Here is an 18707-nt window from a genome sequence, read left to right on the forward strand (position 1 = left end):
ATTCCTCAATCTTACCAGTGGGCTGGCGCCTGCGAGCTTGGTGTCGGTGCAACCCCGGTTTCTGACGCTTGCATAAAAAATTCGCATTGGCAACAATGATCAAATTAAGGGCATCAAGTCGGATGGCGTTCCGACTTCGGTGTAGAGATGGGATCTACAATCCTGCGCTGAATCTCGTCGACCCAGACATCGATTGGCCCCAACGAACACGCCATTTCCAGCATGTCGATCAGCTCGACAGGCCCTGCGACCTCGAGTTCGATCCGCTCGGCGCCGGCCTGCAAAAAATCTTGGGAAAGGCCGAGCTTGTCGGCATGGCGGCGTATCCACGGGACGAATGAGGCGGAACTGACGTCGCCAAGGATCGCGATCCGTTCGCGTAGCTCGTTCTGCCGTGATCGTATCATGGAATTCTCTCGTTCGACCTGCGATAAATAGCATAGCGCTTCGCCGTCTTTGCGAAAGGGGCATAAGGGGCGTTCCTGGATCGTTCGAGCGATCACGGCTGAGGGTGCGTGCAATCTCTGCCTGCCAGATCTTCTTGGCATGCATCTGCGCTATCACTCGGCGTTCGTCCGAACTCAACTGCACGAAAGAGCAGACCATTCCGGGATCGCCCGTGGCGCGATCCGTCTCCCATTGCAGCCGGCGTCGATTATGTTGAGGTAATCGCCGGACTTTCTTGCAGACTTATAGAGGTTGCGCCGCTCGCTGCCGATAGCTTCCAACGGGATCCGCCGGCATCGAATGCTAGTCTAGCGACTGGGTGATCAGCACGAAGAAGGGCGACCTGATACATCCGGCATAATGGGTCTCGTTTAGGAAATCGGGCGAAAGGGCTAAACAAATATACTTCGGCATAATAGCGGGGGCGCTCCAGGCAGAGTTAATGTTGCAACGGCCCTAAAGCAAAACGCCCTCCCATCACGGGCCGACTTGCCGCGCCGGCGTTTTGCTTGACCGCAAGACCTTCACCCCTGCCGGCGCGGCGCCTCTTATAGCATGAAACCGCATTGCCGCAGCTTTGCTCTTCGCGGACCTGCCTTAACAACATGCACTGGAACCTGAGTCGGGAAGATCAGCAGAGATGCGCCCCCCTCAATAATCCGAAGCATAGGCTCGTTGACATGAGAGGAAAGTCGGTGAAGCTTGATTGGGTCTCCGATGCCTGCACCTCAGATCGTATGCGGGCAGCATCGAAGCGAGCGGTGTGCAATGGACGACACGGTCAAAGATGCGCAGAAGACCAGGAAAAACATGTTCGGACGGAAGCGCGCTCTCGCTTCCGTCGGCCAGCAGACTTCGACTGACCTTCGGCACTACGAGCCACAATCATCCTGGAGTGACGGCGATCGCATCTTTACACGAGAGCTGATCCGGAGCGGCAACGGCGCATCAAAAGCCGTTCTGAGGGTGCAGCTTGCAGCCGAACATCCCAGCCGAACCAGCCTCGACAGACTGGCCCACGAATATCGCCTGAAAGACGAACTCGACCGGGAGTGGGCAGCCAAACCGCTGGATTTCACAACGGAAAACGGTCGTGTCGTGCTCGTCCTCGAAGATTGCGGCGGCGTGCCCCTCCCGCAGTTGATGGGACGGCACAGCCATGGCATGGCCGCCGAACTCACCGTCTTTTTGCGTCTTGCCAAGGGCATTGCGGCGGCAGTCGGCAAGGCTCACGGATGCGGCCTCATTCACAGGGACATCAAGCCGGCGAATATATTGGCGGACGAGACGGAAGGGCGGGTCCGTCTCACGGGCTTCGGAGTGGCGTCGCATCTTTCTCGTGAGCGCCAGGCCGCCGAGCCCCCTGAGGTCATTGCTGGCAGCCTCGCATACATGGCGCCCGAACAGACCGGGCGCATGAACCGGTCGGTGGACTCGCGTAGTGACCTCTACGCCGTCGGCATCACGCTCTACGAAATGATCACCGGCCAGTTGCCGTTCACCGCTTCGGAGCCGATGGAATGGGTGCACTGCCATGTTGCCAAGCGACCGGTGCCGCCGTCCGAGCGTGTCAGAGAGCTACCAGGCGTTATCTCGGCAATCGTGATGAAGCTGCTCGCCAAGAACGCAGAGGAACGCTACCAGACGGCCGCAGGGCTAGAGGCGGATCTGCGACGTGCCCTCGTCCAGAGCGAGAAGCATGGGCGGATTGCAGAATTTCCGCTCGGGACACGCGATGTGCCGGACAGACTGGTGATTCCCGAGCGGCCCTACGGTCGCGAACGCGAAATCGCCGCCCTAACCTCCGCATTCGACCGGGTCGTCGCAGGCGCCGGGCCGACGCTGGTGCTGGTTTCGGGTCATGCCGGCGTGGGCAAATCCATGGTCGTGAATGAGCTCCACCGCGCGCTCGTGCCGCTGCGTGGGCTGTTTGCCTCCGGCAAATTCGACCAGAACCAGCGCCACATTCCTTATGCGAGCGTAGCGCAGGCCCTGCAAGGCCTCGTCCGAGTGCTGCTGGGCAAGAGTGAAGCGGAACTCGCGCCCTGGCGCGCTGCTTTAACCAAAGTACTGGGCGCGAGCGGTCGGCTGCTGGCACCGCTTATTCCGGAACTTGAATCTCTCATCGGCCGGCTTCCGGCGGTTGCGGATCTGCCGCCTCAGGACGCCAAACGCCGCTTCCAATTGAACATTAGGCGCCTACTGCGCGTGTTTGCCACAGCAGAACATCCGCTCACGCTGTTTTTAGACGATCTCCAATGGTTGGACGCAGCAACGCTCGATCTGCTTGAAGATTTGTGCACCCAGCAGGACATGCGTCACCTGCTGCTCATCGGCGCCTATCGCGACAACGAAGTATCGTCCACCCATCCACTGATCCGCCGGCTGGCAGCGATCCGGGAGGCCGGTGCCCAGGTGCATGAAATCGTGCTGACACCCCTTAGGCTGGAAGATCTGACCCGGATGCTGGCCGACGCTCTTCATTGCGGAAGCAGCCGTGTCCAGCCGCTTGCTCGACTAGTGCACAAGAAGAGCGGAGGCAATCCCTTCTTCGCGCTCCAGTTCCTGAGCACCCTGCCGGACGAAGGCCTGCTGGAATTCAATCGCGAACAGACGCACTGGGATTGGGATCTCGATCGCATAAGAGCCAAAGGCTATACCGATAACGTCGCGGATCTGATGCTAAGCAAGCTGCGGCGCCTGCCCGATATCACGCAGGCTGCCCTGAACATGCTGGCGTGTCTCGGCAATCACGCGGCGGTTGATACCCTGGCTTTGATCAGGAGCGAAAATCACGACGCGGTTCATGCAGCCTTTTGGGCCGCGGCGCGGGCCGGACTCGTGCTGCTTGAAGAGGGGTCATCATACCGCTTCCTGCACGATCGTGTGCAGGAGGCCGCCTATGGGCTGATCCCTGAAGACGAGCGGGCGGCAGCGCATCTTTCCATTGGCCGCCTCCTGCTGATGCATACGCCGCCGCAGGCACTCGAGGAGAATATTTTCGAGATTGTCGGCCAACTCAACTGCGGCGGCGCGCTCATCGCGCCCGGCGAAGAGCGCGAGCGTCTCGCGGACCTGAACCTGCTTGCCACTCGCCGCGCCAAGGCGTCGGCTGCATACGAATCGGCGCTGGCCTATGCCGGGACGGGTGCGGCTTACCTGCCGGACGATGCCTGGGAGCGCCGATACGAACTCGCTTTCGCCCTCGAACTCCACAGGGCCGAATGCGAATTCTTGACTGGGGCACCGGCGGAGGCGCAGGCCCGCCTTGCAGAATTAGCAAGCCGAGCCGCCAGCCTCGCCGATCTGGCCCGCGTCACGCGCCTGCGCGTCGACCTTTTCATGAGCCTGGGTCGGAGCGATCAGGCCATCATATTCGGCCTCGACTACCTGCACCGGGTCGGCATTTCGTGGTCGTCCCACCCGACCAGGAGCCAGGTGCGCCAGGAATACGCGCGGCTTTGGCGACAACTGGGGGGCCGCCCTATCGAAGCGCTGCTTAACTCGCCCCCAATGGCGGACCCTGTCGCGCTCGCGACCATGGACGTTCTGACTTCACTTGTTACTCCGGCCCTGTTTACCAACGAGAATCTGCGCTGCCTCATTATCGGGCGAATGGGCAACCTCAGCCTCAAGCACGGCAACAGCGACACATCGCCTTATGCCTTCACTGCCGTGGGCACGGTGCTCGGGCCGTATTTTGGCAATTATGAAGCCGGTTTTCGGTTCGGCCTGCTGGGACTGGACCTGACGGAACAGCCTGGAATGGAACGCCTGAAGGCACGGGTCTACCTCGCCTTCGGCAACCTTGCGAAATCGTCATCGCGTCATGTCCGCACCGGCCGTGCGCTTGCGCAGCGCGTATTAGAAACGGCACAGCAGGTCGGCGATCTCACCTATGCCGTCTTAAGCCGAAATAATCTTGTGACTTATCTTCTGGCCGCCGGCGAGCCCCTCTCGCAGGTTCAGCGCGATGCGGAAGCCGGCCTGGACTTCGCGCGTCAGGCCGGCTTTGGAGTCGCCGTCGGTTTCATCAGCGGGCAGCTGCAACTCATCCGAACGCTTCGCGGGCTGACGCCAATCTTCGGATGCTTCAACGATGAAGGGTTCGACGAGCAGCAATTCGAACTTAAGACCGACGGCAAGCCGGGCAGTTGCTTGTACTGGATCCGCAAGCTGCAGGCTTGTGTATTTGCCGGGGATACCCTCACAGCACTTTCGGCAGCGGCGAAAGCAGAAAGCCTCCTCTGGATGACTCCTGCTATTTTCGAGCGGGCGGAATATCACTTCTACACAGGCCTTTCATTGGCCTCTGCTTTGCAAGGATCGACGACTGAAACAGCTCATTATCGCAAGGCCATGCGCGCTCACCGCCGCCAGCTCGACACTTGGGCCGCGCACTGCCCGGAGAATTTCGCAAGCCGCGCAAAATTGCTTGGCGCAGAGATCGCCCGCCTGGGAGGCCGCGAGTTGCATGCCGAGCGCCTCTATGAACAGGCGATCCAGTTGGCGCATGCGCACGCGCTCCCACACGATGAAGCGATTGCGTATGAGCGCGCTTCCGCCTTTTACCGGGCGCGCGGCTTCGATCAGATTGCTCGCCTCTATCTTCAAAACGCCCGTCGCTGTTATCTCAGTTGGGGAGCCGACGGCAAGGTGCGGCAGCTCGAAGAAGCCTATCCCCAGCTGCGGGATGGACAATCGGCACCGGCTGCAACAAGCACGATCGAAGCGCCGATCGAGCATCTCGACCTCGCCACCGTCATCAAGGTGTCGCAAGCCGTCTCCAGCGAAATCGTCGTCGAGAAGCTGATCGATACGGTCCTGCGAATGGCCGTCGAGCAGGCCGGAGCCGAACGTGGCCTTCTGATCCTGTCGCGTGGCGGCGAACCGCGGATTGCCGCTGAGGCGACGATCCGCGGCGAAGCGGTCCTCATAGAGTTGCGTAATGAGGCCATCGCCGGCGTGATGCCGGAGTCAGTTCTCAATTACGTCCTGCGTATGCGGGAAATCGTCAGCCTCGACGATGCCTCGGCTGAAAAGGCCTTTGCGGGCGATCCCTATATTCGCTATCGCGCGGCCAGATCCATTCTCTGTTTGCCGCTGATCAATCACGCCAAGCTGATCGGTGCGCTTTATCTGGAAAACACTCTGGCGGGCCGTGTCTTCGCGCCAGGGCGCATTCCGGTGTTGAAGCTGATCGCCTCGCAAGCCGCCAGCACGCTCGAAATAACCGGACTTTACCGAGACCTGGCAGAACGTGAAGCGCGAATAGGCCGGCTTGTCGAAGCGAACATCATCGGAATTTTTATCCGGGATATCGAAGGTCGGATTATCGAGGCCAACGAGGCGTTCCTGCAAATGGTGGGCTACAGCCGTGACGAACTCTTGGCCGGTCAGATCATCGATAAAGAGCTGACGCCGCCGGAATGGCGCGAGCGTGACGCCGAAGCCGAGGCCGAGCTGAGAGTGACCGGCAGCGCCCGCCCCTTTGAAAAGGAGTATCAGCGAAAGGATGGCGGTCACGTACCCGTGATGATCGGTGAGGCAAGTTTCGAGGGGGCCGGGAGCCAGGCCGTGGCCTTCGTGCTCGACCTGTCCGAGAGCAAGCGAGCAGAGGAGAGGCTTCGAGCAAGCGAAACTCGTTTTCGGACCTTCGTCGACCATGCCACCGATGCCTTTTTCCTCCATACGGATGATCTGATCGTCATAGACGTCAACCGCCAAGCCTGTGAAAGCCTCGGTTACACCCGGGAGGAATTGATTGGCATGCACCCGCGCGACTTTGACGGAGCTATCGACGAAAAGGCTCTTGCGACATTGGTGGATCGCGTCGACGCAGGACAGCCAATGACTTTCGAAACGCTCCACCGGCGCAAGAACGGAACAACGTTTCCGGTCGAGGTTCGCGTCGGCAAATTCCGACAGGAAGAGCAATGGTTTCGTCTTTCGCTGGCGCGTGACATCACCGACCGCAGGCAAGCCGAGGATGCTATTCAGCTTGCGCGAGCAGAACTTGCCCATGTAAGCAGGCTCACCACCATGGGAGAACTTGTAGCCTCCATCGCCCACGAGGTCAGACAGCCGCTCACCGGGCTGGTCAGCAGCGGCAATGCCTGCCTTCGCTATCTCGACGCTGATCCTCGTGACATCGTCTCCGCCCGTCGCGCCATCGAGCGCATGATCAGCGACGCTTTTCGCGCATCCGAGGTCATCGACCGGATTCGGGCAATGGCGAAGAAATCACCCGAACGCCGGGACCGGCTGAACATCAACGATATCGTGTCCGAGACGATTGCGCTGGTGTCCACGGACCTTGAACGCAGTGCGGTGTCGCTTCGTACAAACCTTACCGACGGCTTGCCCCCGATCGTAGGGGACCAAGTGCAGATCCAGCAGGTGATCCTGAACCTTATCATGAACGCCAGCGACGCGATGGCGGCGATGCCAAAAGGAGCGCGCGAACTCATCGTAAGCACTGAAAAGGCAGCACCCAAAACCGTTTTAGTGGCAGTCCGCGATAGCGGCCCTATCCTCGACCTGGCGAAGATCGGCGATATATTCGAGGCGTTCTTTAGTACCAAACCCAAGGGTATGGGCATGGGCCTGACGATCAGTCGTTCGATCATAGAGGCTCACAAAGGCCAACTCTGGGCCACGCCAAACGCGCCCCACGGTGCCATTTTTCAGTTTACATTACCAACCGAGGAGAAATAATGATCCATGTCCGGGGCGGCGCCTGACCGGCGCGAAACTTGGGGACATGGATGAAGGAGATTGTCTACATCATTGATGATGACGCATCTGTCCGCGAAGGCCTCGGCGATCTCCTGCGCTCGGTTGGACTTGAGGTACTGACATTCGCTTCCAGCCAGGAGTTTTTGGACAGCAAGCGCCCTGACGTTCCGGGCTGTATCATTCTCGATGTAAGGCTGCCGGGGCGGAGCGGCCTGGAATTTCAGAGCATGCTCACTTCCCTTGGAATTGAGCTTCCGGTCATTTTTATCAGTGCCCACAGCGACATTCCGATCTCTGTGCGGGCGATGAAAGCCGGCGCTATCGAATTCCTGACGAAGCCGCTGCGCGAGCAGGAATTGCTCGATGCCGCCTATGCCGGGATCGAGCGCGACTGCGCTCGGAGGCAGGAAGTCGCGCTCATTGCCGAGCTGCGGTCCCGCTATGATTCCTTGACGCCGCGCGAGCGCGAGATCATGAACCTGGTGGTCGCGGGCAGCGTCAACAAGCAAATCGCTGCTCAAGTGGGCTTGAGCGAGGTAACCGTCAAGGTTCATCGCGGCCACGTCATGCAGAAGATGCAGGCGAGATCTCTCGTTGACCTGGTCCGGATGGCGGACAGCCTCGGATTGACGACGAAGCCGGCGTGGGTCCGGTAGGCTCACATATCTAGACCAAAGTATCGGGCGCCTGCCACGGGTGGATAGTCGGGGCTTCATTTCGGCTGGTCGCTTATCTCATTCGGCAATACGTTCCGAAGGCCGTCGGCTCTATGTTCTTACCAGCTGAAAAAACATGCAGAGACAAGACGGACGTTATCACGTCTCGGTGCAAGAATCTGCGTCGGGTCGGCGCATCCCTACCATTGGACGGACGCTCATCGATGTTGACGCAACGCGAGTAACCGAAAGATCGTGGAAAGGTATGATCCATGCAAAACCAGAGATACGCCCTGCAGAAGAACCTGAACATCTACTGGACGGTAATCGATACGGTTTCAGACCGGAAAGCTCTCGTCGATGGCTTCGTTATGGACATGCTTACCGCCGATGAGGGCGAAGAATTGGTCAACATGCTGAACCGTGCAGAATCTCATGCTATCCTTGCGCCTGCCGAGATGGAGCACCGCGATCGAAGACGACAGTAACTGTTCGATCGCCATCGTATGGCGAACCGGCCGTCATCGTCGGTCGCTCGAGCGTGCAGTCCCGGCGAAAGGCGCTCCAAGAGCACGAACCGCAACACTGCATCAACTTGCCTGTCGCATCATCGACAAACACCAACAGCGAGCACGGATCTCGACGATCTGAAACCAGCGGTGCTCGGCCCCGTCGATCTGCACCGGCTCGCCACAGGCTTCGCGCCGTAATCGTGGCTGATGAAACGTCCGCCGTGGCTTGCGCGACAGCCATAATCTCCGACATCCAGCCGCGCAACGTCTCGCGCGACACACGCAATCTATCGCGCTCGGCAAGCTTCTCGGCCGCCAGCGTCGGGCCGAAGCCCGCATGACGTTCACGAACCAGCGTCAGCGCATAGTCTCAAAGCTAAAGCCGATGGTGCCACGAACCCGTCCCGATCTGATCTTGCAACCCGGACCAGCGCTCAGATCGGGGCTGGTCGGCGCAATCACCGCAGGATCATTCATGAAATCCGTCCTCCGCCCCGGCTTGCCGTCATTTGTTCACTTCACGCCTGAACACTTCAGCTGGGGTGCGGAACCCAAGGCATTTTCTCGGCGTACTGTTCAACCGATCGATCAGTGATCGTATCGATTCATCAGGAACGGACAGGACAGCAGTATCCCTCGGCAGGTAACGCCGAATCCGCCGATTCATGTTCTCAACGGAGCCTTTTTGCCAGGGCGCAGACGGATCGCAGAACCATGCATCGGTTCCCATTCCTTGCTTCAGTCGCCGCCAGGAGACGAATTCAAATCCGCGATCAAACGTCAAACTTTGCCGGGCATGCCTGGGCAGGGGGCTGAGCACGTTGATGAGCCGCTCCATGATCGGCTTGGACTGCCGGTCGTTGTTCTTGAACAGCATGGTGAACCGGCTCATCCGCTCGACAACCGTTGCCACATTGGCATTGCCCTGAACCCTTTCGAAGATCATCAGATCGGCTTCCCAGTGACCGAATTCCTTGCGATCGTTGATGGCTTCCGGCCGATGTTTGATCGAACGCTCATCTGGAAAGACCGGGTTCTGCGGTTTGCGAGCATATCTCGGCCGGCGCTTTCTCCGCCGTTCCGGAAGAAGCCGCGCCAGTTGCTGCCGTTGTCCTTCCGGTGAATAGACATATCGGTAGATCGTCTCGTGACAGACGCTTGCCTTGGCCGCTGGTTCGATCTTCAGTCGTCCAGCAATCTGTTCCGGCGACCAGCCGGATTCCAACTTTCCGATCACTTCGTTCCGCAGATCCTCGCGACGAAAGAGCTTGCCGATCCGCCGGCGCCTGTCGCGCGCCATGTCGTTGGCGGTCATCGCCCAGTAGCCCTCGGCATCGGGGAATTCCTGATCGTGCCAGTAGTTGCGTTTGATCTCCCGGGAGATGGTCGCGCGGTCCCGGCCGAGGCGTCTGGCGATCTCAGACTGGCTAAACTTCTGATCCAACATCCTGGAAATCGATCGGCGTTCGTCAAAACTCAAATGCGAAAAGGTACGGATCAAACCATGGCTCCCGAAAAGCAGGCAGCTTAGCGCCTTTGTTGCAGTTCGAGATAGAATGTGCCCCGCTACAGGCGATTTCTGGCGTAATCGACATTATGGAACAACGGCCTTTGCCAGCCGCACCAAGGGCTTGCGCAGGCAGTCGCTCCGCCGCGCGCAGCGCAACAGCGCGGGTTTCATCCGCCAAGGGCGCTGAACGTCAGCACGGCGGAGAATGCGACGAGGGTTGCGGATCCGCACCGCCGGGCAAATGGCGGTATCCGTTTTTCACGTCCGAGGATGAGCCTGCCGATCGACAGCCAGATCGAGGAGACTGCCAGGACCACCGATGCGAGAATGGCGATGGATCCTGTCAAAGGCACCTCCTGCGCGGGAGGCACCATCGTCAATCCGATGATCAGCGCTTTGGGATTTAACAGCGTCGTCACGGCCAGCTGCCGCACGCGCACAGCCTCGACAGGGCTCGATCCGATGCCCCAGAGCCGCAGCGCCAGGTACAAAACCCAGGTCGCCGAGACAAGTTTGACGCCTTGCGAAACCAGAGGGTGGTCGCGGAGAAAAGAACCGGCCAGACCGGCCGCCGGAAGGACGATCGCAAGATATGCGGACATGACGGTGGCGAGCAGGGCGATCGCGCGTCCGAAGGTCAGCCCCTGAGATGCCATCGCCAAAATGGCGTTGGTCGGTCCGGGCAGGATGAGAAGCGTGAAAACGCCCGCTGCGAAAGGCAGAAGATGCACTGTTACGGTCTCCGGGTTTCTTCCGCATCTTGCACGGCCGCGCCTGCCGGTCGTTGACAGAGATCATTTGCGGGACGGAACATTCCGGGCACCCCCGACGTTTATTGCGGTTATGTCAGAGGTGGGCGCCATGCCCGGCATGATCAGGTTCATACTCACTCGATTGGCCACGGGCTTTGCAATCGGAAGCGCCGTGGGGTTCTTCGTCTGGCAGAACGGTTTTGCCGCGGCAGGCGGACCGCAAAATTATCTCGCTCAGGGCCTGTTCATCTACCTCTTTGCGAGCACAATCGGCATGGGTTATCTCGCGACGGCTCTCCTCCTGGAAGAATAGCGCCGGAAGATCAAAGTCCCGTTGCGCGGACGCCGGATGATGTCATCACGCTGCGTGCTGTTCCGGTTCAAGACCGGCCGGAATCTTGAACTGCAGCTCCGCCAGGCGCGTATAAAGGCCGCCTTGGCGCATGAGCGAGGCGTGAGTCCCCTCTTCTACGATCTTGCCCTTGTCCATCACCAGAATCCTGTCCGCCTTGAGCACGGTGGCGAGCCTGTGCGCGATCACGATGGTGGTCCGTGCCTCCATCAATTCCTCCAGGCCGCGCTGCACGAGCGCCTCGTTTTCCGCGTCCAGCGATGCGGTTGCCTCGTCCAGGAGCAGGATCGGAGCGTTCCTGAGCATGGCCCGTGCGATGGCCAGTCTCTGCCTCTGTCCGCCCGACAGCGTCAGCCCACGCTCGCCGAGAACCGAACCGTAGCCGTTCGGCAGCTTCGTGACGAAACCATGCGCCTGCGCCTTGATCGACGCGGCGATCACATCTTCGCGCAGCGCGTCCGGCCTTCCGAACGCAATGTTGTCGTAAACGGAGGCGGCAAACATCGTCACCTCCTGCGGGACAATGGCGATTTCCTTGCGCAGGGTCTGCGGGGAGATCAGGGCAAGCTCCCTGCCGTCGATGGAAATGCTGCCCGCCTGGTTTTCGTAGAAGCCGAGGAGCAGGGAGAAAACGGTGCTCTTTCCGGATCCGGAAGGGCCGACCAGGGCGACGGTTTCGCCTGGCGAAACGCGGAAGGAAAGTCCGCTCAGAACCTCCTTTTCCGGTGCGCCCGGATAGGAAAAGCGCACGTCATGCAGTTCCATGCCCCCCTGGGTGGGGGTCCGGAGCGACGTGCAGGTGTGCGGTTCGCGCTCGTCAGTCTGTTCGTTCAGCAGTTCGAACAGCCGTCCGGCGGCGCCGGCTGCCTGCGAAAGTTCTCCCCAGACCTCCGACAGTGAGCCGAGAGAACCGGCTGCGATCACCGCGTAGATGAGAAATTGGCTCAGGCTGCCAGGCGAGAGCGTTCCCGCCAGCACCTTATGAGCCCCCAGCCACAGCACGCCGACGACGCTGACGAAGACCAGCGTGATGGCAATGGCGGTCAGCAAGGCTCTTGCCCGGGAGGCCGCAACCACCCGGTCGAAGGACAGGTCGACATCGCGCCCATATCTCTGCCCCGCAGCATGTTCGCCGTTGAATGCCTGCACGGTGCGGCTTGCCGCAATGATCTCGCTTGCATAGGCCGAAGCCTCGGCAAGCGCATCCTGTGCGACACGGGATTTCTTCCGCACCGAGCGACCGAACAGGACGAGAGGAGCCACCACCAGGGGAATGGCCCCGAGAGCGATGGCCGACAGGCCGGGACTGGTCACGAACATCATGGCAAGGGCGCCGAGGCAGAGGATTGAATTTCTCAAAGCCACCGATGCCGTGAGACTGACGGCGGATTTGATCTGGGTCGCATCTGCCACGAGGCGCGAGGCAATTTCGCCTGAGCGGTTTCGATCGAAGAATGCCGCAGGAAGCCGGATGATATGGTGGAAGACCTCGAGGCGAAGGTCGGTGACCAGCCGCTCTCCCAATGTGGTGACGAAGTAGTAGCGCGCCGCACTTGCGATTGCCAGCGCGACGGCGAGCGCGATCAGCATGAGAAAATAGCGATTGATGAAGGCTCCGTCCGCCTGGTTGAAGCCGTGATCGACCATGCGCCGCACAGCCATCGGCAGGGCGAGCGAGATGAGAGCTGCGGATGTGAGCGCCAGAAGTGCGCAAACCGAGAGCGACCTATGTGGGCGAAGACGCGGAAGCAGGCTGAAGAGCGGAGTGAATGTCCGATTCCGCGAAGGGGGTTCTTTCCCGCCGTCCTTGCCGATGGCGGAGGCTATTTCTGGTGAAATGGCGGCTTGCCAGTCATGCGGGGCTATCATCAACGCCGTTGTCTCCTCGGTGCTTGCTTCACTTTTTGTCCCGCGAGCGGCGACTTATCTCTTTGATCGCGGCCAATCTCGTGCATCTTTCCCCTGTGCTCAGGCTACCATCCGCGCCAGCGCGCAGCGCGACCAAAGCGAATGCAGGGCGTCGACCAGATGGGCGATATCGGCGTCGGAATGCAGCGGTGTCGGCGTGATGCGCAGCCGCTCGGTCTTCTTCGGCACGGTGGGATAGTTGATCGGCTGGACATAGACGCCGCAATTGTCGAGCAGCAGGTCGGAGATCCACTTGCACTTGGCGGCATCGCCGACCATCACCGGCACGATATGGCTGGGATTGTGCATATGCGGAATGCCGCGCTGGTCGAGCAGCGCGCGCAGCTTGCGCACCCGGTCCTGATGGCGTGCGCGCTCGAACTGGCTGACCTTCAGGTGCTGGATCGAGGCGACCGCACCGGCGGCGAGCGCCGGCGGCAGCGCCGTGGTGAAGATGAAGCCGGAGGCGAACGAGCGGATGAAATCGCACAGCGCCGCCGAGGCGGCGATATAGCCGCCCATCACCCCGAAGGCCTTGCCGAGCGTGCCCTCGATCACCGTCAGCCGGTCCATCAGCCCCTCGCGCTCGGCAATGCCGCCGCCGCGCGGGCCGTACATGCCGACCGCATGCACCTCGTCGAGATAGGTCATCGCGCCGTATTTGTCGGCGAGATCGCAGATCTCCCTGATCGGGGCGATGTCACCATCCATCGAATAGACGCTCTCGAAGGCGATCAGCTTCGGCGCCTGCGGATCGGCGGCGGCGAGCTTGGCTTCGAGATCGGCGACGTCATTGTGTTTCCAGATCACCTTGTCGCACTTGGCATGGCGGATGCCTTCGATCATCGAGGCATGGTTGAGCGCATCGGAGAAGATGATCAGGCCGGGGATTTTCGCGCCGAGCGTGCCGAGCGCCGCCCAGTTGGAGACATAGCCGGAGGTGAAGATCAGTGCGGATTCCTTGCCGTGCAGATCGGCAAGCTCACGCTCGAGCAGGACGTGGTAATGGTTGGTGCCAGAAATATTCCGGGTGCCTCCCGCACCCGCGCCACAGTGGTCGATGGCGGCCTTCATCGCCTCGATCACCTTCGGATTCTGGCCCATGCCGAGATAGTCGTTGGAGCACCAGACCGTGACTTCCTTCTCGCCATCGGCCGTATGGCGCGTCGCCCGCGGGAAATTGCCGCGGTGACGCTCGAGATCGGCAAAAACGCGGTAGCGGCCCTCGGCATGAAGCCCGTCCAGCTCGTTTTTGAAAAATGCTTCGAAATCCATCATATGCTCCCTTTTGCACGGTCAAGCGATACATCGGGGCAGCCGGTCGGTATTTGATCTCCGTCAAGTTCGGCGCAAGTCGCCTGCTTCGCCGAGCCCGGCGCGATTGACTTTCATCAAAGAGGAAGCCCGGCGGCCGGGCTAAAGTCACAGGGCGAGTCGGAGTTTCCGTGTCAAGCAGGGAGGTTGACAGATGGCTTGCTCGATCTTGACAGATCGAGCAAGCCTCCTCGTCATTTGGCGCGATGAGGGCGCGCCAAAGCTTTCAATCCTGGGTTTGAACAGGCGATACGAGCAGGCAATCCTTATAGCCGGCAATCCCGCCAAGGCCCTCGATGAGAACCTTGATCGCCCTGCGCTTGAGCTCGGATTCCACCTGACCGTCGACAGTCACCTGCCCGTTCCGGACGGACACCTGGACTTTTTGCGGCGTGAGACCGAGATCCGATCTCAGCCGGGTTCGCACCGCCAGCCTGATGGCCTCGTCTCCCCGCGGCAATACGGTCGTCGGCGCTTCGGCAATGACACGCAAGATATCCCGTCGGCTCACGATCCCGACCAGACGTTCGTCATCGACGATCGGCAGCCGTTTGATGCGATGCACCTGCAGGCTTTCGGCGATGTCCGAGAGTTCGCTGTCCGGTCGGGCGACGATGACATCTTGGGACATGATGTCCGCCACACACCATCCGTTGCTGCCGATGTAACGTTCGAGATCGATCTCGGAAATCAGCTCCGGCGCCCGCGCCGGTCGGGGAGAAAAGCGGACCTCCCGGCGTAAAAGCAGATCGCCTTCCGTGATCATGCCACAGACGCGGTCGTGGTCGTCAACGACGGGAAGGCCGCTGACGTGATTTTGCAGCATCATCGCGACCGCATGGCGCACGCTGACCACCGGGCTGATCGAAACCACATTCGTGGTCATTATATCCCTCGCTTGCATGGTCGTTGCCTCACTGATCATGATTATTCTAGAGATACGCTAGAGAGCGGGCGGTCATACCGCTTTGATCTTCGTCAAACTGTTCATGACCGCCGTCACATTCGCTCCGGGCGCGAGCCTCCAGCGCCGGATCGGCCAGCACCTCGTCGGGATTGACGGCGAAGGCGGAAACGGGTGCGAAGAACAGGAACACGGCGACGAGGAGACGGGAGAGACGCATCATTCCGCCGGCTCCATGACAGGCGCGGCCGGTTTGGCCTTGGCCTTTCTCCGCGGGGCGCCGACGCGCAGGCGCCGATCACTCAGCGAGACGAGGCCGCCTGCGGCCATGATCAAGGCCCCGCCCCAGATGCACAGGATGAACGGCTTCCACCAGATGCGCACGACGATGCCGCCGTCCTTGGTGGCGTCGCCGAGCGAAACATAGAGCTGGCTGAGGCCGAAGGTCAGGATGCCCGCCTCCGTCGTCGGCATCTGCCGGGCGGTGTAGAGCCGCTTGGCCGACCAGGTGTCGGCAATGGTGACACCGGCGCGCCGGATGGTGAAGTGGCCGCGCTCCTCGGTGTAGTTCGGCCCCCTGCCCGACCGCATGCCGTCGAACTCAAGGCTGTAGCCGCCGGCATCGACCGTCTGACCCGGCTTCATCTCGACGACATGTTCGCTCTGGAAGGTGGTGACGGCGACGATGCCGAGCACGCTGACGCCGAGCCCGGCATGGGCAAGCGCGGTGCCGAAGGCCGAGCGCGGCAGACCGCTCAGGCGGCGCCAGGCGATGGCGCCCGCCACCTTGCCGATGCCGGCCCGATACCAGAGATCGGCAATGGCGCCGAGGATCAGGAACAGGCCGGCGGCCAGCCCAAGCACCGACAGCACCGGCCCGCCATGCTGGAGATAGAAGAAGACGACCGCGGCGGCGAAGGCGAGAGCCGCGACGACATAGAGCCGCTGCAGGGCGCCGAGCAGATCGCCGCGCTTCCAGGCCAGCAGCGGCCCGAACGGCACGATGACGAGCAGCGGCGCCATCAAGAGGCCGAAGGTCAGGTTGAAGAAGGGCGGCCCGACGGAGATCTTGTCGCCGGTCAGCGTCTCCAACAGCAGCGGGTAAAGCGTGCCGGTCAGCACCGTGCCGCAGGCAACCGTCAGGATCAGATTGTTGAGGACGAGCGCGCCCTCGCGCGAGATCGGCGCAAACAGCCCGCCGGCCGCAAGCTTCGGGGCGCGCAGGGCAAACAGCGACAGCGCCCCGCCGATGAAGATCAGCAGGATGGAGAGAATGAAGACGCCGCGGGTGGGATCGCTGGCAAAGGCATGCACCGAGGTCAGCACGCCGGAACGCACCAGGAAGGTGCCCATCAGCGACAGCGAGAAGGTCAGGATGGCGAGCAGCACCGTCCAGATCTTCAGCGCCTCGCGCTTTTCCATGACGAGGGCCGAATGCAGCAGCGCGGTGCCGGCGAGCCACGGCATGAAGGAGGCGTTCTCCACCGGGTCCCAGAACCACCAGCCGCCCCAGCCGAGCTCGTAATAGGCCCAGTAGGAGCCCATGGCGATGCCTAATGTCAGGCAGGTCCAGGCGGCCAGCGTCCAGGGCCTGACCCAGCGGGCCCAGGCGGCGTCGATGCGGCCTTCGATCAGGGCTGCGACGGCAAAGGAGAAGCAGACGGAAAAGCCGACATAGCCGAGATAGAGCAGCGGCGGGTGGATGGCGAGGCCGATATCCTGCAGCACCGGATTGAGGTCGCGGCCCTCGGCCGGGGCCGGATCGAGCCGCAGGAAGGGATTGGAGGTCAAGAGAATGAACAGCGTGAAGGCGAGCGAGATCCAGGCCTGCACGGCCAGCACATTGGCCTTCAGCGTCTCCGGCAGGTTGGCGCCGAAGATCGCGACCAGGGCGCTGAACAGCGCCAGGATCAGCAGCCAGAGCATCATCGATCCCTCGTGATTGCCCCAGACGCCGGAATATTTGTAGATCAGCGGCACCAGCGAATGCGAATTCTCCCAGACGTTCTCGACCGAGAAGTCGGAGACGACATGGGCATAGGTCAGCACGGCAAAGGCAAAGGCGACGAGCGCAAACATGACCAGCGAGCCGACGCTCGCCACATCCATCATCGCCGGGTCATGGCGGCGGGCGCCGATCACCGGCACGATCGAGACGATCAGCGCCGTCACCAGCGCCAGCACCAAAGCGTAATGGCCGATCTCGATGATCATGGCGTCGCCTTCGCCTCCTGTCCCTGACCGGCTCCCCCTTGGCCTTCCTGCCACAGCCCCTGCTGCTTCAGCTTGTCGGCCACCTCCTTCGGCATATAGGTCTCGTCATGCTTGGCCAGCACGGTGTCGGCAACGAAGACATTCGTGCCTGGTGTAAACATGCCTTCGGTGACGACGCCCTGGCCCTCACGAAACAGATCGGGCAGGATGCCGGTATATTGAACCTTCACCGCATTGGCGCTGCCGTCGGTGACGGAAAACTCCACCGTCGAACCGGCGCCGCGCACGACGCTGCCCGCTCCGACCAGGCCGCCCAGCCGGATGCGGGTCTCCGGCGCCACCGGCGTCTTGGCCAGATCGGCCGGCATGTAGAAATAGGCCACCGACTGGCTGAAGGCGAACATCACCAAAAGCACCGCCGCAAGGATGAAACTCATCCCGCCCGCGATCACCGCAAGGCGCTTCTGCTTGCGCGTCATCGCGAATCTCCTGCAGCTGTCATGTGAGGCTTCTGCCTCGAAGCGGCCAGCGGAACGCCGCCATTGGCGGAAATATGTTGGTTGACGAGCGGCAGCCACGCCGCGCCGGCAGGCGACAATTTCGCCAGCGCTTCGAAATCTGCCAGCGCCTCGGTGGTCCGTCCCGCCTGCTCCATGCCGACGGCGATGTAGAACAGCGCGCGCGGGTTTTTCGGTTCGAGCCGGAGTATCTGCCGCAGGATGTCAAGCGTGTCCGCGGTCACCGAACCTTGCGCTTCGATCATCAGGGCCTCGGCGAGGCCGCCCAGGCGATCGACGTCGGGTCCGAGGATCCGCAGCGCATTCCGATAAGCCGACTGTGCCTCGGCGATCCGGCCGGTCCTGAGGTAGACCGGAGCGATGACGTTCCATCCCCGCCCGTCATCGGGCTGGCTTGCGAGATGGCGTTCCGTCTTGGAAATGAGCATTGCGATATTGTGGCCGGGATCTTCCAGCCGCGCCTGCAGCGGCTGCGACGGCATGTCGGGCGAACCCAGCCGGGCATAAAGGCCGATGCTCGCGAGCGGCAGAAATAAGCTGATGGCCAGCTTCGGCCATCGATGGGCATGCGGCGGTCTCCGGCGCTCTTCACACTGTTGTTCGGTTGCCTTGAAAAGCCGCCGCGCGATTTCGGCACGGGCATATTCGTACTCGTTGCGAGGGAGTTGGCTCGTCTCCATGTCCCTGTCGAGGTCGACAAGCTGGTCCCGATAGACCCGGCATGCATCAGCCGCACCACTGTCGATCCGGGCAAGGCCCGAAGCAAACGGATGAAGAAGGGAAGCAATGACGGCAGTCGCGATGACCGCGAAAACAATCCAGATAAGCATGACGTCGAGGTGCCTTTCGCCCCGACCTTAATGGAGCGGGCGATCGCCACAT

13 protein-coding genes and 2 pseudogenes are annotated in these 18707 nt (G+C 61.2%); 4 read left to right on the forward strand and 11 right to left on the reverse strand.

Going from position 1 to position 18707, the window contains the following annotated elements; all coding sequences use genetic code 11:
- Positions 1-113: 113 nt before the first annotated feature.
- On the reverse strand, positions 114-407 hold the full coding sequence (locus J7U39_RS30030) for an acylphosphatase (RefSeq protein ID WP_210633338.1): 294 nt from the start codon (positions 405-407) through the stop codon (positions 114-116).
- A gap of 808 nt (positions 408-1215) precedes the next feature.
- Between J7U39_RS30030 and J7U39_RS30035 the strand changes: the two genes are divergently transcribed.
- From J7U39_RS30035 to J7U39_RS30045, 3 genes are all read left to right on the forward strand, one after another.
- Positions 1216-7164: an AAA family ATPase gene (locus tag J7U39_RS30035; protein ID WP_210633340.1), complete on the forward strand. Its 5949-nt coding sequence runs from the start codon at positions 1216-1218 to the stop codon at positions 7162-7164.
- Between the two features lie 50 nt (positions 7165-7214).
- Positions 7215-7841, forward strand: a complete 627-nt coding sequence (locus J7U39_RS30040; protein ID WP_210633342.1) for a response regulator transcription factor — start codon at positions 7215-7217, stop codon at positions 7839-7841.
- 272 nt (positions 7842-8113) lie between these two features.
- Positions 8114-8329: a hypothetical protein gene (locus tag J7U39_RS30045; protein ID WP_210633343.1), complete on the forward strand. Its 216-nt coding sequence runs from the start codon at positions 8114-8116 to the stop codon at positions 8327-8329.
- A 97-nt stretch (positions 8330-8426) separates the two neighbouring features.
- Here J7U39_RS30045 and J7U39_RS30050 read toward each other — a convergent pair.
- The 3 genes and pseudogenes from J7U39_RS30050 to J7U39_RS30060 all read right to left on the reverse strand — a co-directional run.
- Positions 8427-8804: pseudogene (locus J7U39_RS30050) on the reverse strand (hypothetical protein); the annotation flags it as partial.
- Positions 8805-8858: 54 nt separating this feature from the next.
- Complete coding sequence (locus J7U39_RS30055) at positions 8859-9854, reverse strand: IS30 family transposase (protein WP_210633345.1); 996 nt, start codon at positions 9852-9854, stop codon at positions 8859-8861.
- Positions 9855-10030: 176 nt separating this feature from the next.
- Positions 10031-10594, reverse strand: coding sequence for a threonine transporter RhtB (locus J7U39_RS30060; protein ID WP_210633347.1), 564 nt, complete (start codon positions 10592-10594; stop codon positions 10031-10033).
- Between the two features lie 130 nt (positions 10595-10724).
- Here J7U39_RS30060 and J7U39_RS30065 point away from each other — a divergent pair, with 130 nt between their 5' ends.
- On the forward strand, positions 10725-10928 hold the full coding sequence (locus J7U39_RS30065) for a hypothetical protein (protein ID WP_210633349.1): 204 nt from the start codon (positions 10725-10727) through the stop codon (positions 10926-10928).
- A 45-nt stretch (positions 10929-10973) separates the two neighbouring features.
- On the opposite strand, the gene J7U39_RS30070 is transcribed toward J7U39_RS30065, so the two are convergent.
- The 7 genes and pseudogenes from J7U39_RS30070 to ccmI form a co-directional block, all read right to left on the reverse strand.
- Positions 10974-12836 (reverse strand): ABC transporter transmembrane domain-containing protein, encoded by a 1863-nt coding sequence (locus tag J7U39_RS30070; protein WP_210633547.1) that lies wholly within the window; start codon positions 12834-12836, stop codon positions 10974-10976.
- Positions 12837-12935: 99 nt separating this feature from the next.
- Entirely contained in the window at positions 12936-14150 is a 1215-nt protein-coding gene (gene hemA / locus J7U39_RS30075; RefSeq protein WP_210633351.1) for a 5-aminolevulinate synthase, read from the reverse strand.
- Positions 14151-14415: 265 nt separating this feature from the next.
- Entirely contained in the window at positions 14416-15093 is a 678-nt protein-coding gene (locus J7U39_RS30080) for a CBS domain-containing protein (protein ID WP_210633548.1), read from the reverse strand.
- A gap of 103 nt (positions 15094-15196) precedes the next feature.
- Positions 15197-15316 (reverse strand): annotated as a pseudogene (locus J7U39_RS30085) (cytochrome c-type biogenesis protein CcmH); the annotation flags it as partial.
- Entirely contained in the window at positions 15313-17307 is a 1995-nt protein-coding gene (locus J7U39_RS30090; protein ID WP_210633352.1) for a heme lyase CcmF/NrfE family subunit, read from the reverse strand. The gene J7U39_RS30090 and the pseudogene J7U39_RS30085, both read right to left, overlap by 4 nt.
- A complete protein-coding gene (ccmE, locus tag J7U39_RS30095; RefSeq protein WP_210633354.1) occupies positions 17304-17786 on the reverse strand; it encodes a cytochrome c maturation protein CcmE in 483 nt (160 codons plus the stop codon). The genes J7U39_RS30090 and ccmE overlap by 4 nt, the downstream gene beginning before the upstream one ends.
- Complete coding sequence (gene ccmI, locus J7U39_RS30100; RefSeq protein WP_210633355.1) at positions 17783-18655, reverse strand: c-type cytochrome biogenesis protein CcmI; 873 nt, start codon at positions 18653-18655, stop codon at positions 17783-17785. Before ccmI ends, ccmE begins: the two co-directional genes overlap by 4 nt.
- Between the last annotated feature and the right edge of the window lie 52 nt (positions 18656-18707).

The sequence above is a fragment of the Rhizobium sp. NLR16a genome (assembly GCF_017948245.1).
GTDB lineage: Bacteria > Pseudomonadota > Alphaproteobacteria > Rhizobiales > Rhizobiaceae > Rhizobium.